The 24,468-nt window shown below is 69.0% G+C and carries 30 protein-coding genes; 17 read left to right on the top strand and 13 right to left on the bottom strand.

The features are described 5' to 3' along the window. Positions 1-15 precede the first annotated feature (15 nt). Positions 16-321, top strand: coding sequence for a hypothetical protein (locus tag RM788_RS06375; protein WP_315930571.1), 306 nt, complete (start codon positions 16-18; stop codon positions 319-321). A 69-nt stretch (positions 322-390) separates the two neighbouring features. Then, positions 391-1,317, top strand: a complete 927-nt coding sequence (locus RM788_RS06370) for an aminoglycoside phosphotransferase family protein (RefSeq protein ID WP_315930570.1) — start codon at positions 391-393, stop codon at positions 1,315-1,317. A 193-nt stretch (positions 1,318-1,510) separates the two neighbouring features. Here the strand turns inward: RM788_RS06370 and RM788_RS06365 are convergent, their stop codons facing one another. Together RM788_RS06365 and RM788_RS06360 are read right to left on the bottom strand one after the other, a co-directional pair. Next, a complete protein-coding gene (locus RM788_RS06365) occupies positions 1,511-2,482 on the bottom strand; it encodes an LCP family protein (RefSeq protein ID WP_315930569.1) in 972 nt (323 codons plus the stop codon). Next, the gene (locus tag RM788_RS06360) at positions 2,479-2,982 is read right to left on the bottom strand and encodes a SigE family RNA polymerase sigma factor (RefSeq protein ID WP_315930568.1); all 504 of its coding nucleotides are present in this window, start codon (positions 2,980-2,982) and stop codon (positions 2,479-2,481) included. Before RM788_RS06360 ends, RM788_RS06365 begins: the two co-directional genes overlap by 4 nt. A 242-nt stretch (positions 2,983-3,224) precedes the next feature. Here RM788_RS06360 and RM788_RS06355 point away from each other — a divergent pair, with 242 nt between their 5' ends. Together RM788_RS06355 and RM788_RS06350 are read left to right on the top strand one after the other, a co-directional pair. Beyond that, the gene (locus tag RM788_RS06355; RefSeq protein WP_315930566.1) at positions 3,225-3,764 is read left to right on the top strand and encodes a DUF4184 family protein; all 540 of its coding nucleotides are present in this window, start codon (positions 3,225-3,227) and stop codon (positions 3,762-3,764) included. Positions 3,765-3,932: 168 nt separating this feature from the next. After that, the gene (locus RM788_RS06350) at positions 3,933-4,403 is read left to right on the top strand and encodes a GNAT family N-acetyltransferase (protein ID WP_315930565.1); all 471 of its coding nucleotides are present in this window, start codon (positions 3,933-3,935) and stop codon (positions 4,401-4,403) included. Between the two features lie 85 nt (positions 4,404-4,488). On the opposite strand, the gene RM788_RS06345 is transcribed toward RM788_RS06350, so the two are convergent. The 3 genes from RM788_RS06345 to RM788_RS06335 all read right to left on the bottom strand — a co-directional run bounded on the left by RM788_RS06345 (position 4,489) and on the right by RM788_RS06335 (position 6,859). Then, positions 4,489-5,151 carry a Type 1 glutamine amidotransferase-like domain-containing protein gene (locus tag RM788_RS06345; protein ID WP_315930564.1) on the bottom strand — a complete coding sequence of 221 codons (663 nt, stop codon included), beginning with the start codon at positions 5,149-5,151 and terminating at the stop codon, positions 4,489-4,491. A gap of 552 nt (positions 5,152-5,703) precedes the next feature. Next, on the bottom strand, positions 5,704-6,018 hold the full coding sequence (locus RM788_RS06340) for a hypothetical protein (protein WP_315930563.1): 315 nt from the start codon (positions 6,016-6,018) through the stop codon (positions 5,704-5,706). 346 nt (positions 6,019-6,364) lie between these two features. Beyond that, complete coding sequence (locus RM788_RS06335; protein WP_315930562.1) at positions 6,365-6,859, bottom strand: hypothetical protein; 495 nt, start codon at positions 6,857-6,859, stop codon at positions 6,365-6,367. On the opposite strand from RM788_RS06335, the gene RM788_RS06330 reads away from it, so the two are divergent. Further along, entirely contained in the window at positions 6,858-7,145 is a 288-nt protein-coding gene (locus RM788_RS06330) for a DUF4342 domain-containing protein (protein ID WP_315930561.1), read from the top strand. The two genes, RM788_RS06335 and RM788_RS06330, sit on opposite strands and share 2 nt — an antisense overlap. A gap of 173 nt (positions 7,146-7,318) precedes the next feature. Here RM788_RS06330 and RM788_RS06325 read toward each other — a convergent pair whose 3' ends face one another. Beyond that, a complete protein-coding gene (locus RM788_RS06325; protein WP_315930560.1) occupies positions 7,319-7,672 on the bottom strand; it encodes a hypothetical protein in 354 nt (117 codons plus the stop codon). A 683-nt stretch (positions 7,673-8,355) separates the two neighbouring features. On the opposite strand from RM788_RS06325, the gene RM788_RS06320 reads away from it, so the two are divergent. The 3 genes from RM788_RS06320 to RM788_RS06310 all read left to right on the top strand — a co-directional run bounded on the left by RM788_RS06320 (position 8,356) and on the right by RM788_RS06310 (position 10,277). After that, positions 8,356-8,868 carry a hypothetical protein gene (locus tag RM788_RS06320; protein WP_315930559.1) on the top strand — a complete coding sequence of 171 codons (513 nt, stop codon included), beginning with the start codon at positions 8,356-8,358 and terminating at the stop codon, positions 8,866-8,868. A 56-nt stretch (positions 8,869-8,924) separates the two neighbouring features. After that, on the top strand, positions 8,925-9,500 hold the full coding sequence (locus tag RM788_RS06315) for a hypothetical protein (RefSeq protein ID WP_315930558.1): 576 nt from the start codon (positions 8,925-8,927) through the stop codon (positions 9,498-9,500). Between the two features lie 81 nt (positions 9,501-9,581). Next, a complete protein-coding gene (locus tag RM788_RS06310) occupies positions 9,582-10,277 on the top strand; it encodes a lysoplasmalogenase (protein ID WP_315930557.1) in 696 nt (231 codons plus the stop codon). Positions 10,278-10,337: 60 nt separating this feature from the next. On the opposite strand, the gene RM788_RS06305 is transcribed toward RM788_RS06310, so the two are convergent. Next, a complete protein-coding gene (locus tag RM788_RS06305; protein ID WP_315930556.1) occupies positions 10,338-11,351 on the bottom strand; it encodes an NADP-dependent oxidoreductase in 1,014 nt (337 codons plus the stop codon). A gap of 110 nt (positions 11,352-11,461) precedes the next feature. Between RM788_RS06305 and RM788_RS06300 the strand changes: the two genes are divergently transcribed. Beyond that, entirely contained in the window at positions 11,462-12,016 is a 555-nt protein-coding gene (locus tag RM788_RS06300) for a TetR/AcrR family transcriptional regulator (protein ID WP_315930555.1), read from the top strand. A 50-nt stretch (positions 12,017-12,066) separates the two neighbouring features. Here the strand turns inward: RM788_RS06300 and RM788_RS06295 are convergent, their stop codons facing one another. Further along, a complete protein-coding gene (locus RM788_RS06295; RefSeq protein WP_315930554.1) occupies positions 12,067-12,921 on the bottom strand; it encodes an alpha/beta hydrolase in 855 nt (284 codons plus the stop codon). Between the two features lie 57 nt (positions 12,922-12,978). Between RM788_RS06295 and RM788_RS06290 the strand changes: the two genes are divergently transcribed. Further along, a complete protein-coding gene (locus tag RM788_RS06290; RefSeq protein WP_315930553.1) occupies positions 12,979-13,752 on the top strand; it encodes a TetR/AcrR family transcriptional regulator in 774 nt (257 codons plus the stop codon). A gap of 15 nt (positions 13,753-13,767) precedes the next feature. On the opposite strand, the gene RM788_RS06285 is transcribed toward RM788_RS06290, so the two are convergent. Beyond that, positions 13,768-14,349 carry a TetR family transcriptional regulator gene (locus RM788_RS06285; protein ID WP_315930552.1) on the bottom strand — a complete coding sequence of 194 codons (582 nt, stop codon included), beginning with the start codon at positions 14,347-14,349 and terminating at the stop codon, positions 13,768-13,770. 60 nt (positions 14,350-14,409) lie between these two features. Here RM788_RS06285 and RM788_RS06280 point away from each other — a divergent pair, with 60 nt between their 5' ends. Beyond that, the gene (locus RM788_RS06280; protein WP_315930551.1) at positions 14,410-15,345 is read left to right on the top strand and encodes a hypothetical protein; all 936 of its coding nucleotides are present in this window, start codon (positions 14,410-14,412) and stop codon (positions 15,343-15,345) included. 31 nt (positions 15,346-15,376) lie between these two features. On the opposite strand, the gene RM788_RS06275 is transcribed toward RM788_RS06280, so the two are convergent. Continuing rightward, positions 15,377-15,940, bottom strand: a complete 564-nt coding sequence (locus tag RM788_RS06275; RefSeq protein ID WP_315930550.1) for a TetR/AcrR family transcriptional regulator — start codon at positions 15,938-15,940, stop codon at positions 15,377-15,379. 88 nt (positions 15,941-16,028) lie between these two features. Here RM788_RS06275 and RM788_RS06270 point away from each other — a divergent pair, with 88 nt between their 5' ends. Together RM788_RS06270 and RM788_RS06265 are read left to right on the top strand one after the other, a co-directional pair. Further along, entirely contained in the window at positions 16,029-17,228 is a 1,200-nt protein-coding gene (locus RM788_RS06270) for an MFS transporter (protein WP_315930549.1), read from the top strand. A 139-nt stretch (positions 17,229-17,367) separates the two neighbouring features. Then, entirely contained in the window at positions 17,368-18,141 is a 774-nt protein-coding gene (locus tag RM788_RS06265) for a maleylpyruvate isomerase family mycothiol-dependent enzyme (RefSeq protein WP_315930548.1), read from the top strand. 126 nt (positions 18,142-18,267) lie between these two features. On the opposite strand, the gene RM788_RS06260 is transcribed toward RM788_RS06265, so the two are convergent. Together RM788_RS06260 and RM788_RS06255 are read right to left on the bottom strand one after the other, a co-directional pair. After that, positions 18,268-18,969, bottom strand: coding sequence for a TetR/AcrR family transcriptional regulator (locus RM788_RS06260; protein ID WP_315930547.1), 702 nt, complete (start codon positions 18,967-18,969; stop codon positions 18,268-18,270). Positions 18,970-19,046: 77 nt separating this feature from the next. Further along, positions 19,047-19,721, bottom strand: coding sequence for a TetR/AcrR family transcriptional regulator (locus tag RM788_RS06255; RefSeq protein WP_315930545.1), 675 nt, complete (start codon positions 19,719-19,721; stop codon positions 19,047-19,049). A gap of 107 nt (positions 19,722-19,828) precedes the next feature. On the opposite strand from RM788_RS06255, the gene RM788_RS06250 reads away from it, so the two are divergent. Next, complete coding sequence (locus RM788_RS06250) at positions 19,829-20,890, top strand: medium chain dehydrogenase/reductase family protein (RefSeq protein WP_315930544.1); 1,062 nt, start codon at positions 19,829-19,831, stop codon at positions 20,888-20,890. A 232-nt stretch (positions 20,891-21,122) separates the two neighbouring features. Next, positions 21,123-22,214: a BMP family lipoprotein gene (locus tag RM788_RS06245; protein ID WP_315934988.1), complete on the top strand. Its 1,092-nt coding sequence runs from the start codon at positions 21,123-21,125 to the stop codon at positions 22,212-22,214. A gap of 113 nt (positions 22,215-22,327) precedes the next feature. Here RM788_RS06245 and RM788_RS06240 read toward each other — a convergent pair whose 3' ends face one another. Continuing rightward, complete coding sequence (locus RM788_RS06240; RefSeq protein ID WP_315930543.1) at positions 22,328-22,900, bottom strand: TetR/AcrR family transcriptional regulator; 573 nt, start codon at positions 22,898-22,900, stop codon at positions 22,328-22,330. A gap of 139 nt (positions 22,901-23,039) precedes the next feature. On the opposite strand from RM788_RS06240, the gene RM788_RS06235 reads away from it, so the two are divergent. Further along, positions 23,040-23,774: an SDR family NAD(P)-dependent oxidoreductase gene (locus tag RM788_RS06235; RefSeq protein WP_315930542.1), complete on the top strand. Its 735-nt coding sequence runs from the start codon at positions 23,040-23,042 to the stop codon at positions 23,772-23,774. 26 nt (positions 23,775-23,800) lie between these two features. Continuing rightward, the gene (locus RM788_RS06230; protein ID WP_315930541.1) at positions 23,801-24,424 is read left to right on the top strand and encodes an NADPH-dependent F420 reductase; all 624 of its coding nucleotides are present in this window, start codon (positions 23,801-23,803) and stop codon (positions 24,422-24,424) included. Positions 24,425-24,468: the final 44 nt, after the last annotated feature.

Raw genomic sequence — 24,468 nt, 5'->3', positions numbered from 1 at the left:
GTGTTCGTGGTGTGATTGGCCGACGCATTGCGTGCGAGCGTTTGGTTACGCTGTCGGCACTACCCGTTGCTCGCTCGGGTCAACCCGGCGCTCGGGCCACGACTGCTGGCGCTCGGTTGCCGCCTCGTCTGGGCCACCACCTGGATGGACGAGGCCAACGAGTGCATCGCCCCGCTGCTGGGCCTGCCGACGCTGCCGGTGCTCACGTGGCCGGATTTCCCCGAGGACGATCACGACGCCAGGATCGGGCTGCACTGGAAGACCAGGGGAATCCTCGTGTGTGCAGCTGGTCTTCCTTTCGTGTGGATCGACGGTCGTTGATTGCCGCAAGACCCGAACTACCGTTCGGATCCAACCCTTCAACTTTCCCAATTCAGCAAGGATGCCGCGTTGAGCAGCACACCGGATCTCGGTCCGCCACCCCAGCGCGTCACCGTCGACGTGGAGCAGGTGCGCCGGTTGATCGCCGACCAGTTCCCGCGGTGGGCCGATCTCCCTGTTCGGCCGGTGGCCAAGAGCGGCTGGGACAACATCACCTTCCACGTCGGCGACGGAATGGTGGCGCGTCTACCGAGTGCGTCCGAGTACGCCTTGGCGGTCGAGAAGGAACAGCGGTGGCTTCCCGTTCTCGCGCCCCGACTGCCGCTCCCCATCCCCGTCCCGCTGGTGAAAGGGCACCCCGGCGTGGACTACCCCTTCCCGTGGTCGATCTACCGGTGGCTCCCCGGCGAACCCGCGAGCGCGGGCATTTCCGACCCCGTCCGCTTCGCCCTCGACCTGGCCGGGTTCCTCGAGGCCTTGCAAAGCATCGATGCCGCCGACGGTCCCCAGCCGGGTAAGCACAACTGGTTCCGAGGCGCGACCCTGCGCACGTACGACCCGCAGGCCCAGCGCGCGCTCACAACGCTGGAGGGCCACATCGATGTCGACGCGGCCCGCGAGATCTGGAAGACCGCGCTGGACACCCCCTGGGACGGGGTGGACGTCTGGTTCCACGGCGACATCGCACCGGGAAACCTCCTCCTCGACAGCGGGGAACTGGCGGCCGTCATCGACTTCGGGACCTGCGGTGTGGGCGACCCGTCGTGCGACATGGCCATCGCCTGGACGCTGCTGACCGCTGACGGCAGGCAGGCGTTCCGCGAGCGCCTGTCCGTCGACGAAGCGACTTGGGCGCGCGGGCGTGGCTGGGCTCTGTGGAAGACGTTGGCTGCCTGCGCTCAGACCGTGAACCGAGCCGACGAGGAGGCCGAGAACGCACGTCGCGTCCTCGACGAGATCTTCTCCGAATACTCAGCTGGCCGCCGCAGAGCTTGAAGGGAGTCCAGGGTTCATGGCGGCCCGGCGAGCTCGGGGTCGAGGAAAGTGGTGGTACTCCGCACCCGCCCGCCGCACGTCGACTCCGCGCTGTTCCCCGCTGCGGGGGCATCGCAGGCGCGGAATACCCGTTGCGGGTCCTCGGGTTCGCCGAGCGCTGCGAGGCGGCCGTGACCACCCCGCAGCTCCCCAACTAGTTCGCGCAGTCGGCCGGTGGCGGGCCGGACGGGGTCGGCGAGTCGGACAGGAATCCGGCGACGAACGTGCGGACCTCGGACGGGTCGAGGCTGAGCCCGGAACCGGACGGGGTCTCGGTCGTCGGGCCGTGCGGAACCGTGAGGGTGCGGACGTCCGCGTTCGGGACCAGGTCGTTCACGAACGCGAGCAGGTTCCAGTCCGGGTCGGTGTGGACGCCGGACTTGATCGCGTCGAGCACGGCGGTGACCCTGGCCTGGTCACGCAGGACGGCGGGGTCGAGGACCTTGGTCGCCAGCGAGCGCAGGAACGCCTGCTGGCGGAGCACGCGGTCCAGGTCGCCTTCGGGCAGGCCGTGGCGTTGGCGGAGGAACGCCAGCGCCTGGTCGCCGGAGAGGATCGACCTGCCCGCGGGCAGGTCCACACCGGAGAGTTCGTCCTTCGCCGGGGCCGTGAGGCAGACCTCCACACCGCCCACGGCCGTGCTGACCGCGGCCACGGCGGCCATGTCGACGGTCGCGTAGTGGTCCACGTGCAGGCCCGTGACGGCTTCGACCGCGCGCACGAGGTCCTGCGGTCCGCCCGCGGAGCTGAGCTTGGTCATGCCGCGGCCGGGCACGTCCACCCACGAGTCGCGGGGGAGCGAGACGGCGTTGATCGAGCCGTCCACGCCGACGCGGGCGAGCACCACGGAGTCGGCGAGGCCCACCGCGTCCAGACCCGCCACCAACAGGGTGCGGGGTTGCACGGGCGTGGCCGCTTCCAGGGGCTCGGGGCGGGGGACGGCGTCGGGCGTGATCAGCACGGCCGCGACCACGGCGGCGACCGTGAAGCCGACGACCGCGAGCAGGGCCAGCGGACGGCGGCGCGACCGCTTGGCGTGCAAGGCGGCCAGCACCGTCCGGGAGTCGACCGCCTCGGCCGCCTCTGCGGCGACTGCCTCGCGGATGAGGGCTTCCTGCTCTGTCATCGCAGCACCTCCGACGGGCTGGTCTCGTTGACGCGCAACGTGTGCAGGGCTCTGGAGAGGTGGCTGCGCACGGTCCCCTCGGAACAGCCGAGGACCTGGCCGATCTCGGTCGTGGTGGCGTCCTCGTAGTAGCGCAGGACGATCGCGGCCCGCTGCTTGCGCGGCAGGACGGCGATCCGGGCGCGCATCGCGTCCCGTTCGGCGTGCCGCTCGGCGGGGTCGGCCACGGCGGGGGAGAGTTCTTCGAGCGTGGCGTGCGTCGAGCTGATGTCACGGCGGGCGCGGAGGCGGCGCCACGACAGGTAGTCGTTTGTCACCATCCGGCGCACGTAGAGGTAGGGCGCGTCCATGACGCCGATCCGGCCCCACCGGGACCGGGCGCGCACGAGGACGTCCTGCACGATGTCCTGCGCGAGGTGCTTGTCGCAGGTGATGGCCGTGGCGTAGCGCAAGAGCCGATCGAGACGATCGGCGACGAACTGGTCGTAGCCGTCCCGCACGTGGTCCCCTTCTGTCGAGGTGGTTGCGTTGCGGTCGGGAAACCCCTCGACCAGGCCACAACGTTGAACCATCTCGTGGTGACGTGCGTCACGCGTGCTGATGCGTGGTCGGTCTTGGTGCCGCCATGGTCCCAGGTCTGGAGCACGGCGTCGTAGCGGACGTTGATCGGACCGGTTTGCTCCGACGAGTCTGGCGGGCTTCGTGCAGGGGATGTTCGCGGATGCTGTGGTGATCGACTGGCTTGCCCATCTCGCCAAGGTGTTGGAGCAACGGGAGTTGTCCCCATTCGGTCGTCGGCCTGGTCGGGATCGATCTCCTGCTCGGCGTCGTGCTGTTGGTCGTGGGTGCCGCGACCCACCTAGTCTGGGACGCCGTCACCCACACCGATGGCGCCGCGGTGCGGTATTGGCCGATGCTGCGCCTTTCCGTCGTGGGCCCGCATCGCCTGTACAACGTGATCGGCTACGTGTCGTCGCTCGGAGGTCTGCCGCTCCTTGGCGCGATCACCCTGCGCTGGTACCGCCGTGTCCCGCGCGAGCACGGGCGGCATTGGCCGACTCTGCCGAGGAAGACCTGCCGGTGGGTGCAGGGCGGGATCGCGGTCGCGGTGGCCGTCGGTGCCGGCATCGCGCTCACCGCCCCGGTGAGCCAGGTCAGCGCCTACGACTGGGTGCGCTTGGTGTTGGTCGGAGGCATTCGAGGTGCCGGACTGGCGCTCGTGCTGTACGTGCTCTGCTGGTACTTCGCCCATCGCCGTGGTGCAACGAAGAAATGCGTGTAGCTCCAGACATGGCCCCTGCGGCAGAACGTCCGCACATCGGCATGACAGCGCGTCTGGTCGAACGCGCTCCATGCGGTATGAGCGGATGTGGTCGGGGTTGTGGGCAGGTTCGCGGTATCGAGTGGAACTCGGTGGAGTTGTGCTGGTCGCTGGGGCAGGCTGGTGTCCGTGGAGTACCGGGTGTCGCGTGTTGAGAACACGGCAGAGTCGGTCTCGGTGACAGGGCTGTTGATAGAACTGCTTCCGGCGTGGTTCGGGGTGCCCGAGTCCAACGCGGGGTACATCGACTCGGCGATGCGGTTGCCGGGGTTCGTCGCGAAGGTGGGAGATGACTCGGTCGGCATTCTGCTGTACCGACGTCACTTCCCCGAGTCGGCCGAGATCCATTTCATGGCGGTGGCACCGGGATGGCATCGCCGAGGAGTGGGCAGAGCACTGGTGACCGCGGCCGAGGCGGACCTTCGCGGGGACGGCTGCCGACTGCTCCAGGTGAAAACCCTCGGACCGACTCACCTTGATCAGGGTTACGCCGACACCAGGACGTTCTACCGGGCGGCGGGGTTTCTTCCGTTGGAGGAGAACACCGAGGTGTGGCCGGGTACGCCATGTCTGGTCATGGTCAAGGCGCTCAGCCCCTGACCTGCGTCGTGGGTCATGACTCGCGACAACTGGCTTGGGGACGACGGGTTCGCAGCGTCGTCTGCTGGCCCGCCACGTCGTGCGGCTATCCCTGCAACTTCACCCATTGCCCTTCGGAGATCACCTCGACGGAGCCGTCGACGACCTTGATGGCTGTCTGCTCGTCGATGGCGTAGGCCGGGACGTCGAGGTCGGCGGCCCACCGCTCCGCGTCGGCCAGGGTGTTGGTGGGGAAGGCGTCCAGATGCGGGAAGATCGAGAAGTCGACGACTCCCAAGGTGCGGTCGTCCGGCGCGGAAGGCCATTCGACGAAGTACGACCCGATCCGGGGCGTCATCACCATGCTTCCGGCACTCACTCCCACCCAGACCGTGTCGGGCAGCGACGGCAGCAGATCCGCCAGCCCGGACTCGCGCATCCAGTGGCACAGGTACGTCGCGTCGCCGCCGTCGACCAGGAGCACGTCCGCTTCCCGGACCCAGGGAACCCACCGCTGCGCGCCGATGGTGGGCAGCGCGGTGAGTTCGAGGACGCCGAGCGACGCCCAGCCGAGGCCGGAGAAGTGCTGCCACGCTGGCTTGGCGGCCAGGAATCCCTGCACGGATGCCGGTCCGCACATCGGGTGGCCCCATTGGGCTGTCGGGACGCAGAGGGCGTGGCACTCGGAGATCGGCTTGCCGAGGAGCCGCACGAGCGCCGCGTGGATGCTCGGGTTCGTGACGCCGCCTGACGTGAGCAAGAGCTTCACAGCTGCCTCCAAGCGCGGGAAAGGTGGATGTGTATGAAGACCACTGATTGGGCCAGAACTCATCGCGGTTCGCGCATCCTGTTCGGAGGTGGTTACTCACGCAGGGCTGCTGCCCATGGATCCGCCTCCCGTTCCTACCCCGCACAACCCGTTCGTCGGCCAACGCACGTGGGACGCGCGTGCGATGGTGACCGCTCATCGGCAGAATCGGATGTCGACGAGCACGACGGTCGGCGCCACGACCATGCGGTTGTCGACATTGGTGCCTGCAAACAACGTTGTCGGTCACGGTGTCCGCGTCCGCTAACACCCACCGCCCGCTCCGGCTCTGGCAACGCTTTCTCGACTGGCACCTGCATGCCGCCCGCGATCCCAGCGGGACGTGGACCGACTTCCCGCCGCGGCGACTGCACGACCTGGTGGCACTCCCCAGCCCGCTCGGACCGATCGTCACCGCACCAAGCTGATCATCACGCCACCGAGACCCACGCCGGTACCGCTCATCGGCAGAATCGGATGTCGACGAACACGGTAGGCGGCATGAGCGGGCGTTCAGGCCTGTTGCTTCCGAATTCGCCGAATCTCGTCGAGTAGGCGTTGGACGTCGTCCGGTGCGTGGCCGAAGAAGTCGATGATCGCGTCGAGGCGTGCGTCGGGTGAGCGCCATTGGTCATCGCCGACCTGGACGTTGACGTACATCTCGATCTCGGGATCGATGTCCGCGGGGCCGACCTGGACGAAACTGGTACCGCCGGTCGCGTACCGGCTCTCCAGGTGCTCGACCCAGGGTGGGGGCGCCACTTCGAGAGCCTTCATCACGCGTTGCTCGATCTCGTCGAAGTCGGCATCGGACAAGTTGTCGGACATGCGGCGATAATGCCACCGGTTGGACGGACCGAACTCGCTCTTCGGCAGTAGCGGATGTCGATGCACATGGTCGGCGGGGTGAGTCTGCGTTGGATGGGCAGAATCTCGGCATGGATCCTGACCGTGAGCACGACCGGTGGGCGGCGACCGAACCTGAGCGCGGGTACATCCGCGCATGGTTGCGGCTTCTCACTGCGGAGCAGGGTGGTCGCCAGACCCCGATCCGCTCTGGCTACCGGTCGCACTGGGCATTCCCGCCGGATTTCCATCGGGAACGCCACGACGCGCCTCTGACGCTGGAGGCGAAGGGGCCGTTCACGCCTGGCGAAGAGGCGATGGTCCGGCTTCACCCGCTTGTGCCGGAGCTTTGGCCACCGGTCTTTCCGGGTTTGCGGCTGTCGATGTTCGAGGGTGCTCGACTCATCGGCTTGGCCGATGTTGTGGAGGTGATCCACCCGGTCGCATGACTGGCGCGTTTACCGCCATTGGGGGCGACGATGGGCAGCAAATTCGCCGGGTGCCGAGCGATGTCGATGTCGTCGGTGATCTTGTGCTGTTGCGCGCAGCTGCACGTCGAATGCTGAGCCGCCACTGGCGCGGCAGACGCAATCGGTTTGCCGAGTATTTGCGTAAACGCGCTCATCGGCGGGAGAGGATGGTTTGGCGTCGTGTCGACGACCTGATTGTTGATCCGACTTAGCCACGTGGCGGACGCCTTTGAGGTGCCCGGCACTTCTAAGGGACGGATCAGGTGGAGGTCAGGGGAAACCCTGATGGCAGGAGGCGCCGCCGCGGACATGCTGGAGATGTCAAAAGACATCCGCAGTTCGAGGAGAATCATGAGCGAATCCAGGCCCGAGTCCAACCGCGCCGTCGACTCCTTGGTCGACGCCGTTCGCGGGCTGGTCAACGAGGGCGTCAACCGTCGCGTTGTCGTGCGTGACAGCAAGGACGACGTGGTGCTGGAGGTGCCGGTGGCTCTCGGGTTGGTCGCGGCGCTGGCTGCTCCGGTGGTCACGACGATCGGTGTTGGCGCCGCGCTGGTCGGCAAGTGCGGGATCAAGCTCGAGGACCGCAGGCACCCCGGTGGTCAGTCTGCGGCGACGGTCGACACCGACCAGGTGTAGTCGGTTCAACGGGTGCTCGCGTCACCGTCGGCAGCCGCCGACGGTGACGCGTTCGTTGCGGCACCAGTGCTCAGTCGATGCAGACCCTGACGCCGTGGGTGACCTCGGTGGGGCAGCCGAAGATGTTGAGCGCGCCCTCCCTGCCGAAGGTCCAGCCCACGGGTTGCCGTTCGTCACCGAGACAGGTGCACAGGTGGTCGGGGTACTCGGTGGTGCAGGGAGAGCAGCAGTCGCTGGTCGGCGTCGCAGTCGGGGCAGGAGAAGGTCAGGGGTCCTGAAAAGGGCAAACTCGGGAAGTCCCGGCGGAAGAACTGGGCCCCTGCGACCAAAGCCGCCTCACGCGGTTTCCCGTCGTCGTCCACGTGCTCAGTGCCGCAGTGCGGCCACGGCTCGCCGGCGGGCCAGAACAGCGGTCCGCCGAGATGGCTGTCCCGCACCGTCGGCGCGGCGGGTCGGGGATGCAAGCGGATCGCGGTGCGGGCCAACGCCTCGACACCGGGGATCCGGCGCCCACGATCGGTGGGCACGATCACCCTCGGATGCCACGGTTGTGGAGCGATCACCCCGGCGGGAGCCACGGGCTGAACCGACGTGGAGTCGACGAGTCGGTACGGCTGACTGACACGGACGAGTGCCATCCAGTCCCCGAAGCGAGGAGCCGCGATCGCCGGCGACCCCGTCGGGGCACGGTCGACCTTCGTCCTCGATCCGCCCCGGAAAGAGGTGTAGTAGGTGGCGCCAGCCTCAGGTGGTCGTCGTCGACCCTGCGGTACTCGGCCCCCAGGAACCGGCGCTCGTGGTCGTCGAAGTACCAACACCAGGCAAACCGCTGCCCCCAGGTGATTTCGCGGAGGAAACGTCCCCGGTGGCGTGGGAACCCGCGCTCCCGCAGTTGCGGGCCGGTCAAACCTCGAACCGCGTGAGCGGCGCGGGGCATGATCGTGACTCCCGGTGTTGCACTTCGTCGGAACAACGCTCTGTCGTGAGGGGTCGGCACTGCTTCGGGTGTTCTACCCGATGGCGAAGGCGCGGACGGTGAATTCGCAGTCGGGTTTCTTCATTCCTCCGGGTGGGATCATGGTGAAAAAGAACAACCATTCGGGGTGAGTCGGGCTTCTTGTCCGCAGACCATCCCGGTCGTTATATTGACCGAGGCCGCATTGGCCCAATCTGTGATCGAACCTCTGTCTCGAGCAATCCGGAGGATCACATGCGAAAGATCGTCATTCTGTGCTGCGCATTGTTCGGCCTGCTTGCCGTGAGTCCTCCGGCTCAAGCCGAAACCGCCACGGACAGAGCGGAAAGGCTCTGCACCGGTGCAACGACCGAAGTGCGCAGTGAACGCGACAACAACAAGCTCAACGTCGGTGTCTGCGCCCTCGTCGACGGCAAGAACTTCCGTGCCGAAACCATTGCCGATTGCTACTTCTACAAGGGCTTCGGCTGGTTCGCGGATCAGCCGTGCGACCTTTCCGTGCAGTTCCTGATCGAGTTCCGGAAGAAGGACACCACCATCCAGAGCAACAAGTCTGCGGTGTTGGCGGTCTCCAAGGAGGACGGGCTGGGTCTGACGGCCACGATGAAGAGCGCCGTGGCCTGCCCCAAGGGCACCACCTCGATCGTCGTGACCGCCGGTGTGTCCGCCCAGCAGTACTGGACCGACAACGGTGATGCCGAGAAGCCCTACGGCCTGGTGCGGCACACCATCGAGCGCAACTGCTGACGCGGAAGCACGAGGAAGGAAGAGAAATGAAGAAAACGGCAGCATCCCTCCTGGCCGTGTCGGCGATGTTCGCGACCACCGCCGTCGCGCCGGCCTCGGTGTCCGCTGAACCGACCCGCAAGCAGATCGTCCAGTGGTGCAACCAGAACTCGGGCAGTTGCGGTTTCGTGCCCGATGGAGCCCCGACCACTCTCACCGGTGAGAAGAAGCAGCTCACGGGGAGGACGTTCAACTGCACCTCGGAGGTTTCCACCAAGACCCTCACCGATTCGGCGACCGACGGCACGACCGACAACGTGGGCGGCGAGGTCACCACCGGAGCCAGCTTCGAGGTCTTCTCGGCCACTTTCAAGCTCAGCTACAGCAAGACGTGGCAGAAAACCCGAACGGTCACCATCTCGCGGCAGATCAACTTGAAACCCGGTGAGGTGGGCTGGTTCGACCGCGGGCCCGCGTTGCAGAAGATCACCGGCAAGTTCGTCTACCAACAGGCAAAACCGATCGACGGCGCCCACTTCTGGTTCGCGGAGAACGTCACGATCACCGGCCCCAATCCCGAAGGTGGCGATGGCGACATCGTGGAGCAAAGCCGCCCCATGACTTCCGCTGAGAAGCAGAACAACTGCAAGTGACATCGGTTCGGGTGTTGTGCCTACCTGTGGTGGTTGATGACGTGGCACGATCGTCGGTCACCACCGATCCGCAGGAGCACCATGATCAGGGTCCGTGCCACGTTGTCCGCCGACCCCGCTGTGCTGGCGGCTGGTGCGCTGTTCGCCGTCCTCTCGGTCGGTCACCTCGTCGCCCAGCTCGTCGGTGCGGGCGGAACCGCCAGGATCACCCAGTGCCTGCTGATGCCGGTGCTCGCCGCGGTCGTCTGGTTCGCGACCGCCGGAGCGCCACGGGCGCGGTTGGTGCGCCTGGTGCTGGTGGCGCTTGCGTTCTCGTGGCTGGGTGACAGCGTTCCGGCGCTGTTCTCCGGTGACGCCCGGTTCCTGGTCATGGTGGGCTTGTTCCTCTGCGCCCAAGTCGTCTACGCGGTGGCGTTCTGGCCTTCACGGCGGCGTTCGGTGCTGCGAAGGCCCGCGCTGGTCTGGTACGTGCTCGCGTTCGGCGCCCTGTTGGTCAGCTGTGCGCCGGGCGCGGGCGGCCTGCTCGTCCCGGTGATCGGCTACGGCTTGTGCCTGGCGCTGATGGCCGTGCTGGCGACCGGCGTCAACCGGCTGGTGGCGGTCGGCGGTGCGCTGTTCTTCGTCTCCGACGGACTGATCGCCCTGGACGCCTTCGCCAAGTGGTACGACCCGCCGGTACCGGGTTTCTGGGTGATGCTGACCTACCTGTCCGCTCAGGCGCTGATCGCTGCCGGTGTGTCGCGCGCAAGCAGGAACCGGAGCCCGAGCGTGGTGTGACGTCATCGTCGACCTGTCCATCCGCGCCCGAGCCCCCGCAGCAGGAGAAGGCCTTCGCGGTCAGGCGACCGTCAGCACGATCTTGCCCCGCAGGTGCCCCTCGGCAGCCCGCTTGTGCGCGGCTTGGGCGTCCTGGAGCGGGAAGGTGCTGTCGATGGCCACCCGGATCGTGCCGTCCTCGAGCAGCCGGGCGAGTTCGGTGAGCTGCGCGCCGTTCGCGCGGACCTGGGTCGCGGTGACCGTGACGCCGAGCTTCGTGTTCTCCTCGTCGTCGAACTCGCCGAAGTACACCGGGTAGAGGGCCCCGCCGCGCTTGAGGGTGCGCAGGAAACGCCGGCTGCGGGGACCTCCGACGTTGTCCAGGACGAGATCGATGTCGCGGACGGCTTCCTCGGGCCGTTCCTTGGTGTAGTCGATGAACTCGTCGGCGCCGAGGTCGCGCAGGAAGGTCTCGTGGGCGCCGGAGGCCACGGCGATGACGCGGGCGCCCTTCCACTTGGCCAGTTGGAGCGCGAGGTGTCCCACGCCACCCGCCGCGCCGTTGACGAGCACCGTCCTGCCGCTGTCGAGGGCCATCGGGCGGTGTCGGGCCTCCTGGAACGGCGAGGCGTGGTCGTGTCCGAGTTCGATCAGGAACTGCCACGCGGTCAGCCCCGACATGGCCAGGCCCGCGGCCTGCGCGTGGTCGACGGTGGCGGGCTTGCGGGCGAGGTCGGACGCCGGCGCGGTGACGTACTCGGCGTAGGCGTCGCTCTGCAGGGCGGTGGGGAAGCGCAGCATCCCGAACACCTCGTCGCCGACCGCGAAGGCGTCGACGTCGTCGGCGACGGCCGCCACGACGCCCGAGACGTCGGTGCCGGGGATCAGGGGCAGGTGGATCGGGGGCTTCAGCTCGGCGGGCACGCCGGGCATGCCATCCCGCGCGTACCAGTCGGGAGGGTTCAGGCCGACCGCGTGCACGCGGATGAGCACCTCGCCGGGCCCGGCCTCGGGAACCGGAACCTCTTCGTACCGCAGCACTTCGGGGCCGCCGAACTCGTGCAGCCGGATCGCCTTCATGGTCTGTGACGGCACAGCGTTCTCCTGCGTCTCTCGCGGGCTAGACTAAGTGAACCAGAGATCCGTTTTTCCGGATCACTGATCCGAATATATGGGTCAGTGATCCGGTTAGTCAAGGGGGACCCATGAGGGCGGACGCCCGGGCCAATCGCGACCGCCTGCTCGTCGTGGCGGGCGCCGTCCTCGCCGAACAGGGCGTCGACGCGTCGATGCGCGACATCGCCCGCAAGGCCGAGGTCGGGCTGGCGACGCTGCTGCGGCACTTCCCGACGCGGGAATCACTGCTGGAGGCCCTGCTCCGCACGAGCTTCGACGAGCTGACGGCACGAGCGGCCGAGGTCGAGACCACCGGCTCGCCGCAGCAGGCGCTGACGGGATGGCTGCGCGACTTCGTCGCGTTCACGACGCACCACAACGGGGTGGTGACGTCGATGGTGAAGGCCATCGAAGAGCCGGAGTCCGCCCTCCATGCCTCCTGCGTCGCCCTGCGCGCGGCCGGGGCCCGGCTGCTCACCCGCGCCCAGGACGCGGACGTGGCGCGGACCGACGTCGATGGCGCGGACATCTTCGCGCTGGTGTCGGCGTTCGCCTGGCTCGGCGACCAACCGGGGCACGAAGCACGCGCCAAGCGGCTTTTCGACGTGGTGCTGGGCGCGGTCCTGACGGATCGGGCGGTCTGACGCGACGCTGTCGGTAGCCGGGGCGGCGGGGGCCGGGTTCGTCCGCGGGTCTATCCGGCCGGGTGCGGGGCGTTCGCGATCAGCCAGTCGCGCAGCAGCGGCAGGACGTTCGAGCTGTGCATGCCGCTCATGTGGTCGAGTCCGGCGAGGAGTTCGACGGCCCAGCCCTGGCCGGTCAGCTCGTCGCGGTGCCGGGTGAGCGGTTGGGCGATCGTGACGACCGTGTCGCCCCAGCCGGGGCCGTAGGTGATGTCGTCCTCACTGCCGGCGAAGGCGAGGCGGGGCATGGAAAGCGCCTTCTGGGCCGTGGTGTCGTCGAAGTCCTGCAACGCCTCGTAGAGCGTGACGAACTGCGCCGTCACCCGGTCGTCGACGCTGATCCCGGCGGCGTCCCAGTCACCGGGGGTTACCGGCTCGCGGGCGGGTTCCTGTGGTGCCGACGCCTTTTCGTGAGCCGCGCGCGTGACGTCGAGCATCGCCCGGTACGGACCACCCGCGGGTGGGTAGCCGCCCATCACCAGGCCCCACAACCGATCGGTGCGCACGGCGAGCTGAAGGCCTGCCAGGGCTAGCCAGGAATACCCGTAGTAGGCGAAGCGGTCCGCCCCGGCCGCGTCCGCGATGGCGAGCAGGTCGGCGGCGAGGTTGTCCGGGGTCAGCGTCCCGGCCGCCGGGTGCTCCAGGCGATGGCCCTCGTAGTCGGCGGCGATCACCCGGAACCGGTCGGAGAGCCCGTGCACGAGCGTCGCGCCGAGGTCGGGGTCCGCGCCCCACTGGCGCATGTTCTCCGCTGTCGCCTCGTCGTGGGGTGAAGTCCGGACCGGCAGCACCACCGCGGGTCCCGTCCCGGTGACGGTCGCCGTCAGGGTGGTGCCGTCGTGCAGGGTCACAGCCAACTCGGTCACGTCGTCTCCAATGGTCTACGGTGTACGGTATTAACACTCTACGGTATAAAGAGACCCATGGCGAGGCAAGGCGACGTTTCCGATGCCGGACTGCTGCGGCTGCTCTGGAATCCCGAGCGGCCGACGGGTCCGCGTCCGGGCCCGAAGGCGCAGCTCACGATGGAGGCGATCGTGCGGGCGGGCATCTCGGTCGCCGACGACCGCGACGGGCCGCCGCTGTCGATGCGCCTGGTCGGCGACCGCCTTGGCCGCACGCCGATGGCGCTGTACTCCTACGTGGACGGGAAGGACACGCTCCTGCGGTTGATGTACGACGCCGCCCACGCCGAGTTCGCGCCGCCGGACGGCGCGGAGGGCGTGGAACAGGTCCAGGGCTGGGCGGTTGCCCTGACCGACCTGTACGCGAGCCACCACTGGCTCGCCGATCTCTCCTGGTCGCGACCCGTGCTCGGCCCGCACGAGCAGGAGGTGCTCGAATCACTGCTGCGGCGCCTGCGACCGTTCGCCTTGACGTCCACACAGGACGGAACCATCGCCTCGGCGCTGCTGACGCTGTGCCGGAGCACCGGACGCCTCATCGCCGATGCCCGGCACGCCGAGCGCGCCACCGGGATGAGCGACGAGCAGTGGTGGCGAGCCCAGTCGACGGCGATGGCCGAGTCCGCGCCCGACTTCGCCGACCGGTTCCCGCTGAGCGCGCGCTCCGGCTCCGCCGCCCCGGACGAGGACCCCGACGACGATCCTTCGCAGGGCTACGTGGAACGCGCCGCCCGCGCGCAGTTGAAGCGGACGGTGCGCTTCCTCCTCAACGGCGCCAAGGCCGATCACTGATCCCGCACGCCCCCGTCAGCGCGTCCGGAGGCCGTCGAGCACCCGGTCGTAAGCCCGTTCGGTCAGATCTCCGACCGCCGAACGGATGTCCGCCGGGGGCTCGCCCGCGAGCGTGCGGCGGCGGATCTCGTCGTGCAGCGCCCGGTCCACCCCCGCCAGCACGGCCGCGGTGATCCGCGGCATCGGGTCGTCGACCAGTGCCTCCGCCAGCGCCTGCTCGGCCAACTCCCCGATGTGCCGCAGTCGGGCCTGGAGCGCGGGGCTTCCGTCGACCACCGCCCAGAACCGGGTCGCCCTATCCGACAGTGCGAGCGTGGGTTCGTCGCGTCGCAGTTCGGCCAGGAACGCGTCGCGCACCCCCTCGATCCCGCCGGTCCGGACGGCGGCCGCCAGCCGGTCGACCACGGCGTCCTGCCGGTCGAAGAACAGGTCCTCCTTGGTGGGGAAGTAGTTGAACGCGGTGTTGACCGACACCCGTGCCGCCGCGGCGACCTCGGCCACCGTCACGGCGTCGAAGCCGCGTTCGGCGAACAGGCCCGTCGCGATGTCGCTGAGCGCCGCCCGTGTCGCGGCCTTCTTCTCTTCCCGGAGTCCCACGGTGGAATCTTAACCCACATCAAATTTGGTGTCACATCAAAAATAATCTACCGTCGCCCCATGACCTTCACCTTCGGCGTCTACGCGGGCGGCCTCATCGGCACGGACGACGGCTCCCCGCCGGAGCGGCCCGAGCAGACCAGGGCCGCGCTCGACGAGCTGCACGGCGACCGCCCGTTCCTGGTCCGCTGCTACTCGCACTACAGCGACGTCTCACCCGGCCTGGTCCAGGCCCCGCCGAGTCCCGAGTTCCACGTGACCGACCGCCGCCTCCTCGACCTCGTCGTGTGCTTCCGGGAGCCGGGGGAGGACCTCACCGGCTGGCTGGAGCACCTCAGAGGCCTGTTGCGACGGCACGGGTCGCGCCTGGCCGCGCTTCAGATCACGGAGGAGCCGAACCATGCGGGCCCCGGCGGCGACGGTGAGTTCCCCGCCGTGCGCCGAGCGCTGGTCGAGGGCGTCGTGGCCGCGAAGCGCGAGGCGGACGCGCTCGGCTTGGACGTGCGGATCGGCTGCAACTCCACCGCGGTCTTCGACCCCGCGCAGGAGTTCTGGACCGACCTCGGTCGCCGCGGCGGTCCCGCGTTCCTCGACGCCCTGGACTACGTCGGCCTCGACTTCTTCCCCGACGTGTTCCACCCGGTCCCCGAAGGCGGGTTCGCCGAGATCGTCCTGGCGACGCTCACCGCGTTCCGCGAGCAGAGCCTCAAGGCCGCGGGCGTCCCCGCGTCCGTGCCGATGCGCGTCACCGAACACGGCTGGGGCACCGGCCCCGCCCGCTCGGAAGCGCGCCAGGCTGAGGTGCTCGAGACCGTCGTCCGGACCGTCGTCGGCGCGGCCGGGCCGCTCAACATCACCGCCTACGAGCACTTCGCCCTCCGCGACGCCGACAGCCGCCACGACCAACCGCTGCACCGGCTGGGCCTGCTCAACGACGACTACACGCCCAAAGTGGCGTTCGAGATCTACCGGCGGCTGATCGCCGAGTTCGGGTAGCGGTTCCCGCGAACGGTCTTCCGATACCGGCTCAGCGCACCATGGCCAGCACGTCGCCGACCAGCCGTCGGGCGTACCCGTGGTCGACCGGTAGCGCGAACACGACGTGGTGGTACAGCGGTGCGATGACGTGGTCGAGGATCTGCGGGACCGTCGGTGTCGTCTCCCCGCGTTCACGGGCGCGCCGCACCATCTCCGACGCCTGCTCGCACCGCGTCTCCGTGACCGGGCAGGCCGAGACGATCTCGACGCGTGCCGACACCATCGCGCGCAGGTACCGGGTCCGCTCGGGACGGGTGATGTCGCGGGCGATGATGTCCGCCCACTGCGCCAGGTCCTGTTCGAGCGAGCCGGTGTCGGGAACCGACTCGCCGTCCCGCGTCAGGGCGGCGACCGCCACTTCCTCCAGAAGCGCGTTCACGTCGTCCCAGCGCCGGTAGAGCGTCGTCGGGTTGACCCCGGCCCGCTCGGCGATGACGGGAAAGCTGATCTTGTCGACACCCTCGCCCACGAGTTCGCCGACCGAGGTGTAGATCGCGTCCAGCACCCGGCTGCTCCGTCCTCCGGGACGACTCGCGGCTGCTTGGTCGGGCATGTCACCAGCGTAAGCAAAGAAGTTTGCTTTAACAAGATCCTGGCCTACAGTGGCTAAAGCAAAAATCATTGCTTTCCGAGGAGGTCCAGTGCTCGACCGTCCAGCCTCGTTCCTCGTCGCCGGGGCCGCGGGCGACGCGACGCTGACGGCGGCCTCGGCGCCATCGCCGCTCTACCCCGTCTACCAGCGCCTCTGGGGCTTCTCGTCGTTCACGCTGACGGTCGTCTTCGCCGTCTACGTCTTCGCGTTGCTCACCGCCCTGCTGACCGTCGGCTCTCTCTCCGACCGGGTGGGGCGTCGGCCCGTCGCCTCCGCGGCCCTGGTGCTCCTCGCGCTGGGCATGCTGCTCTTCACGGTCGCCGGAGGTCCCGGCGGACTGATGGCCGCGCGGATCGTGCAGGGCCTCGCCGTCGGCGCCGCCGCGGGCACCACCACCGCCATGATCATGGATTCGGCGCCGGACCCGCGGTTCGGCTCGATGGTCAGCAGCGCGGTCCCGCCACTGGGAATCGCGATCGGCGCGGTCCTCGCCGGCGCCCTGGTCGAGTTCGCACCCCTCCCGCGCCAACTCGTCTTCTGGATCCTCGCCGTGGTCCACCTGGTGCTCGCGGCGCTCGTGTGGCTGATCCCCGAACGCGCCCGCCCCGAGTCGACGTCGCGGGAATCGGTCCTGCGGTCGCTCCTGCCGAGCGCCGGGCTTCCGGCCGCCACGCGGCCCGTCTTCTTCGCGCTGGTCCCGTCGATCGCCGCGACGTGGGCGCTCGGCGGCCTGTACCTGTCGCTGGGGTCGTCGGTGCTCGGCTCCGTCCTCGACGTGCGCAGCCATTTCGTCGTGGGAATCGTGCTCGGGGCGTTCTTCGCCGCGGGGGTGGCGGGCACCGTCGTCTCGACAGTCCTCCCGCCTCGACTCCGCGAGTGGTTCGGCTACGGGACCCTCGCCGCCGGCGTCCTGCTCACGATCGAGGCGATGCTGATGGGCGCGTTGCCGCTCTACGTGGTCGGGTCGGTGGTCGCCGGGATCGGCTTCGGCGCGGTGTTCCGGTTCGCCGTGAGCGCGCTCGGCGAGGCGGCGCCCGCCGCCCAGCGGGGGCAGGTGTTCGCGACGATGTACATCGTCAGCTACCTCGCGTTCAGCGTGCCCGCGCTCGCGGCCGGGCTTGCCGTCGTGCGGTTCGGGCTCAAGCCGACCGCTGTCGTGTACGGGGCGCTGGAGGTCGCGCTGGTTCTGCTCGCGGCGGTCGCGGGGATCGTCCGGGCCCGCCGAGAGGTGGCACTGGTTCGCACCTGATCCGCGCGGTGGCGGCGGATCTTCCGCATCCGGCCCGGAGCAACGACATCCGACGCCGCGGCCATGACCGGCAGGCCTGGGAGTTCCCCCTTGCGGTGATCAGCGGAACACACGAGTCCACTTGGGAGTTGACCATTGCATGAGTCAACTCGTGGACCGCACGATCACCGCCCTGCGCTCCGAGCACGACGTGCTCGCCGACCTCGTCCGCAGCCTCACCGACGACCAGTTGGCCACTCCCAGCGGTGCCTCGGAATGGACTGTCGCCCAGGCTGTCTCCCACCTCGGCAGCGGCGCGGAGATCGGCCTTGCGCCGATCGCGCGGGCAGCCGGGGAGACCGTGGCGGCCGAGGACAACCAGGCGATCTGGGCCCGTTGGGACGCGTCCGCGCCGCGAGCGCAGGTCGAGGGCTTCCTGGAGCACGGCGGCCGCTGGCTCGACACCGTCGAGGCGCTCACCCCCGAGCAGCGCTCGTCGCTGACCGTCGACCTCGGGTTCCTGCCGGAGCCGGTCCCGCTGGCGACCGCGCTGGGCATGCGGCTCAGCGAGGTGGCCAACCACTCGTGGGACGTGCGCGTGGCCTTCGACCCGGACGCCGGGGTGGCCGCCGACTCGGCCGCGGTGCTCCTCGAACTGCTGGCCGGGCCCTTGGGCTTCCTGCTGGGCTTCCTCGGCAAGCCCGCCGAGCTCGCGAACCCGGTGTCCCTCGCGATCCCCGGTGGCGGGTTGGTGATCGACGACTCGGTCGCCGTCGTGGACCACCTCGAGTCGCCTTCGGCGACGTTCAACGGGCCGCCGGAAGCGCTGGTCCGACTGATCAGCGGCCGTCTCAAGGCGCCGTACGACACCGGGGTCACCGTCGAGGGCGCCGTCGCGCTCGACGACTTGCGCCGCGTGTTCCCCGGCTTCTGACGGGACGGGGCGGCGCGACCGACTTGATACCGGATGGCAGGACGTGATGTCGTCCTGCCACCCGGAAATCCGCCGCGACCACGCCCTGGTGCGCAGGGGACGCGCGTGTCGCCGATGGACGACCGGTCACGGCACGGCCGCCACCAGGGGGCGGATGGCGTTGTCGATCTCCAGGTCGATCAGGCGCTGCGCGTCGATGGTGGCGTTCTCGAACACCCCGGCCAGTTCCAGGCTGATGACCCCGTGCGCCCGCGTCCAGATCAGGATCGCCGCGGCGGCCGCGCTCGGGGTGGTGCCTGCCCGATCCTGCGAGCCCGCCCACAGCGTCAACTGCCCGTCCAGGACGGGGTCGCCACTGGTGGGCGCGGCGGACGCGGTGGTCTGGACGGCCGCCAGCAAGTCGACGAGCAGCGCCATCCCCTGGTGCAGCGGGGTCCGCGCCGACTCGTCGGCCAGCGCGTTGTCGTCGCGGTCGGCGAACAGCATCCCGTAGCGCCGCCGGTGGCTCAGCGCCCAGTCGCGGTACGCGGCGACGAGCAGCCCCACGAGCACGCGCGGCCCCCGCGGCACCCCGTCCACGGCCTCGCTCATCGCCGTGGTCAACTGCCGGTACGACACCGTGATCAGGTGCGCGAGCAGGGCGTCGCGCGAGGGGAAGTAGCGGTACACCGCGGGCGCGGACATCGCCATGCTCCGGGCGAGGGCCGCGATCGTCAACGCGTGCACGCCCTCCGCGTCGATGATCGCGAAGGACGAGTCCTCGATCTCCTGGAACGTCTGGGCCCGTAGCCGTTCACGCCTGCTCATCACGGGTGCCTGTTCGGTCATCGACGCATCGTAACGGGCCGTGCGAGTCGGGAAGGGTAGCGCGTAGCGCTACGACCGGTAACGCGCCTGTCGGACCGTCACGCCGAGGGGGTCGGGTGGCGCAGTCCGGCCAGCAGAGCGTCGATCTCACCCTGGTAGAGCAACGCGGGATCCACGCCGGTCGCGGCCAGGTGGGTGCCCAGTTCGAGGCTGATCAGGCCGTGCAACCTGCCCCACCAGACCAGCCCGAAGTGCAGCACCGCGACGGGGAGGTCGCTCTTCCAGCGCCGGATCTGCCGCTCCAGTTCGGCCGGGACGGGCGCGCCGGTGGGTTCCCCGACCTCGACGACGACGGCAAGCAGCACGTTCATGCTCCGCTGTGCGGCGGGCACGATGCGGTCGGCGGCGTGGTGCCGACCCGAGCCGTGGGGCCCGTGGGCCAGGCGGTAGGCGTGGGGGTTGGCCAGCGCCCAGTCCCGGTAGGCGTTCGCGACCGAACGGACCCGCGCGGCGGCGGATCCGCCCCGGACAGCCACCTCCAGCGCGCAGGCGAGTTCCCGGTGGACGTCGGCGGCCAGTTCGGCGAGCAGTTCGTCCCGGCCGTCGAAGTACCGGTACAGCGCGGCCGCCGACATCGCCATGGTGCGCCCGATCGCGTTGAGGGACAGCGACTCCGCGCCTGCCTCGCGCACCTGGTCCATCGCCGCGGCCTTGATCTCCGCCACGGTCCGGCGGCGGGACCTCTCGCGGCGGGTCGGTTCGTGCTCACTCATCGCACCCACCTCGCTTGAGCAACGGGTTGACACACTATGACACATCGATACATAGTTACGACCATTAACTGAGTGACGCAGTGTTGCGCATCGACGAGGAGCAGGACATGCCCGAGACGAACAACCCCACCACCACGGCGACCGAGATGGTCCTGCCCGGCAAGGTCGCGGCGACCGGACTGCGCGCGACCCGGCGCACGCTGCCCGCGCCCACCGCCGGTCAGGCGCTGGTGCGCGTCGAAGCGGCCGCGGTGTCCTTCGCGGAGAGCGCGATGCGCCGCGGCCGCTACTACGGCCAACCCGCGTTCCCGTTCGTGCCCGGCTACGACCTCGCGGGCGTCGTCGAGGCGGTCGGCCCCGACGTGGACCGCGCGCTGGTCGGCAAGCGCGTCGCCTCGCTGACCAAGACCGGCGCCTGGGCCACGGCCGTCGTGCTCGACGCGGCCGACCTGGTCGAGGTGCCCGACGGGGTGAGCGCGGAGGAGGCGGAGACGGTCACCGTCAACGGCTTGACCGCCTACCAGATGCTCCACCGGGCGAAGGTCCAGGCGGGCCAGACCGTGCTCGTCCTCGGCGTCGCCGGAGGGGTCGGCACCCTGCTGACCCAGCTCGCCCGGCACGCGGGCGCCCGCGTGATCGGCACGGCGAACCCGCGCCACCACGAGGCGCTGCGCGAGCTCGGAGTCGAGCCGATCGACTACCGGGATCCCGACATCAGCGCCCGCGTCCGGGAGTTGGCCCCCGACGGCGTGGACGCGGTGTTCGACCACCTCGGCGGCGCGAGCGTCTCCGTCTCATACAAGCTGCTCAACCGCACCGGAACCCTGATCTCCTACAGCATCGCGAGCAAGCTCGACGACACCACTCCCGTGCTGCTGAGCTTCCTGAACGTGCTGACGAAGCTGGCTTTCTGGAACCACCTGCCCACCGGCAGGCATGCGAGCTTCTACGACGTGTGGTCCGGCGCGGGCAAGCCTGGCTCCGCCAAGCGCGACGAGTTCCGCGCCCGGATCCGCACCGACCTCACCCACGTCTTCACCCTCCTGCGCGACGGCGTGCTCACCGCGAAGATCGCCGCCCGCTACCCGCTGACCGAGGTGGCCGCGGCGATGGAACTCTCCGAGTCCTCCGGCCGGACCACCCTCGGCAAGATCATCCTGATCCCCTGAGCCTCCTGTGCGGAAAGGACGACCAACCACCGCGATCAAGCACGAAACACGGTTCACGCGCAGACGATCGATGGTGTTCCCAGCAGGTGAGCGTTCATCCGCAACGGTCGCCGCGGGAGGTACGGTCCGTCGCTGAAGCCCTGGCAGGGGTTGCTGGTCGAGCAGGAGGAGACGAGTCGTGCGCCGTCGTACGTCCGGTACCGCTGTCGCCGTGATCGCGCTGACCACCCTCATGGCGGTGAGCGCGTGCGCCAAGGACACCGGTGGTGGGGCAGCGGGTTCGACGGCGGCGACCGGTACCGCGTGCGAGTTCGCGACACCACCCAGTGCTCCTGCCACGTCCGACACCACTGCCGTCGACGGCGGGAAGGTCGACGGCAGCGCGCTGAAGATCGGTCTGGCCTACGACATCGGTGGTCGTGGTGACGCGTCGTTCAACGACCTCGCGGCCGCCGGGTTCGACCGGACGATCCAGGACATGGGCGTCAAGAAGGAGAACACCCGTGAACTCTCCGCCGCCCCGAACGAGGACGAGGCGGTCAAGCAGGGGCGGTTGCGCCAGCTCGCGTCCGAGGGTTTCAACCCGATCGTCGGTGTCGGCTTCGCGTACACGGAGGCGCTGAAGGTCGTCGCGCCGGAGTTCCCGGACGTCAGGTTCGGTCTGGTGGACTCGGCCGTGGAGGGCGCGCCCAACGTCACACCGCTGGTCTTCGCCGAGCAGGAGGGGTCTTTCCTGGCGGGAGTGGTGGCCGCGTACCAGAGCAAGGCGTGCCACGTCGGTTTCGTCGGCGGTGTGGACATCCCGTTGATCCAGAAGTTCGAAGCGGGCTACGCGCAGGGCGCCAAGGCCGCCGCGCCGAAGATCCGGGTGGAGAAGAAGTACATCACCCCGGCCGGTGACTTCACCGGCTTCCAGGACCCCGCCAAGGGGCAGGAGATCGCGAAGGGGCTCATCGAGACCGGCGCGGACGTCCTGTACCCCGCCGCGGGCGCCTCCGGCATCGGCGTCTTCTCCGCGGTGAAGCAGGCGGGCGTGCTCGCGATCGGGTGCGACGCCGACCAGTACAACCAGCCGACGTTGGCGGACAGCAGGAACGTCATCGTCGCGTCGAGCCTCAAGCGCGTCGACGTCGCGGTGTACGACTTCTTCAGGGCGGCGGCGAAGAACGACCTCGCCTCGTTGCCGAAGGTCTTCGACCTCAAGGTGGACGGCGTCGGCTACGCCACGTCGGGCGGCAGGATCGACGCGAAGTTGCAGGGCATCCTGGAGGGGTACAGGGCGCAGATCGTCGAGGGCAGGATCAAGGTCTCGGACAAGCCGTAGGTGCTGTCCGGCGGTTGTCCCGTGCGGGATCGACGTGCCGTCGATGATCGCCGACCCGTAGCAGGCGGAAAGCCTTGCCCGTCAACACATCCACCGCCGGGCTGCCGAGGAGGTCACGCGGGGATGGCGTTGTCGATGAGGACGGCGGCGATGGCGGCTGCGGTGGGGAAGGAATCGCTGTCGAGGACCCTGGTGCGGGCCGAGGCGCCGTCGATGAGCAGCGCCAGTTGTTCGCCGAGCTGTTCGGGGTCGGCGGCGCCTGCTTCGCGGGCGGCGTCGGTGAGCCGCGCGGCGATGGCGGTCTTGTAGTCGCGTGCGTACCGGGACGCGGGGTGCTGGGGGTCGTGGAGTTCGACGGCCGCCGCGATGTAGGGGCACAGGGGAGTGGACGCGGGCATCTCGAAGGCGGCGAGGAGTCGTTCGCGGGGTGTGAGGTCGGTGCGGTCGAACACTCCCGGCATGACGTCGGGATCGAATCGGCGCAGGTACTCGGCGACGAGTTCGTCCTTGTTGGCGAAGTGCTGGTAGGCCGTCCGCTTGGACACCTGGGCCGCGGCGCAGAGCTGGTCCATGCCGGTGCGGTTGATGCCCTGATCGCGGAACAGCTGTTGTGACGCGCTGAGGATGCGCTCGTGCGCGCCCCGGCCGCGCCGCCGGCCCAAGGGACCTTTCTCCAACTCCGTCATACCTCCAGTGTAGCCCGCTTCGGTACGCATCGGTGTACTTAGCTTGCGCTCCGATCGACCGTCACGTACGTTACGTACACAGTCTGGTGTACTTAAGAGTCGGACTGCTTCGGATACCCGGCAATCCAACGGAGTGATCGTGGGAAAGCTCGACGGCAAGGTAGCGGTGATCACCGGCGCGTCCACCGGCATGGCACTGGCGGGCGCCAGGCTGTTCGTCGAGGAGGGAGCGCACGTCTTCATCCAGGCCCGGCGGCAGGAAGCACTCGACGACGCGGTCGAACTGATCGGCCGCAACGTCACCGCCGTCCAGGGTGACGCGGCCGACCTGGACGACCTGGATCGCCTGTACGACACCGTCAAGCGGGAAAAGGGCTCGATCGACGTGCTGTGGGCCAGCGCCGGGATGGGTGAGCCCGCCGTCCTCGGCGAGATCACCGAGGAGCAGTTCCACCGCGCCTTCTCGCTCAACGCGCGCGGCACCCTGTTCACCGTGCAGAAGGCACTGCCGCTGATCAACGACAACGGCTCGATCCTCATGACCGGGTCCAACGCCTCCCTCGGCGCCTTCCCCGGCTGGAGCCTCTACGCGGGGAGCAAAGCCGTCCAGCAGGCCTGGGCCCGCGTCTGGCTCAACGAACTGCGCGACCGCGGGATCCGGGTCAACGTCCTCACCCCCGGCCAGGTCGCCACCGCCAAGCAGGAAGAACTCTTCGACGAGGCGACCAGGTCCGCGTTCGAGTCCCTCATCCCCCGCGGGGCGATGGGCCGCCCCGAAGAGATCGCCGCCGTCGCCCTGTTCCTGGCCTCCGACGACTCCAGCTACGTCAACGGCCTGGAACTGGTCGCCGACGGCGGCACCACCGCCATCTGAACCCCACAACGGAAAAGAGCACACTCATGAGCGGCATCACCCTCATCGGTACGGGGAACATGGCCCGCACCATCGGCACGCTCGCGGTGGCGGGCGGCAACACCGTCGAGGTCATGGGACGCGATCAGGCCAAGGCCGAGGGCCTGGCCAAAACCCTGGGCGGCGGCACGACGACGGGCAAGTGGGGCGCCGTCCCGGCCGGGGACATCGTCATCACGGCCCTGTTGCACGACGGTGTCGTCCCGGTCGTCCTCGAGTACGGCGACGCCCTCGCGGGCAAGGTCATCGTCGACATCAGCAACCCCTTCAACGCCACGTTCGACGGACTGGTCCACAGCGAGGAGACCTCGGTCGCGCAGGAGGTCGCCAAGGTGGCCCCGGCGGGCGCCGGCGTGGTGAAGGCGTTCAACACCATCTTCCGCGATGTGCTGGAGAAGGGGCGTCCCAACGTCTTCATGGCAGGTGACGACGCCCAGGCCAAGGCGGACGTGGCGGCTTTCGTCGAGAGTCTCGGACTGCGCCCGTTGGACGTCGGCGGCCTGAAAATGGCGCACTGGCTGGAAGGGGTGGGCGTGGTCACGGTGGGCTTGGCGGGCAACGGGGTCGGCCACTGGGACTTCGCCCTCGGTGTCGACGAATTCACCGGCTGAGCCTTGGGGGGAACGATCCTGCCCGAGCGGGCCCAGGTCTTCCC

This window comes from Umezawaea sp. Da 62-37, assembly GCF_032460545.1.
Classification (GTDB): Bacteria; Actinomycetota; Actinomycetes; order Mycobacteriales; family Pseudonocardiaceae; genus Umezawaea.
Note: the sequence above shows the minus strand (reverse complement) of the source record. Positions and strands in the feature narration are given on the sequence as shown.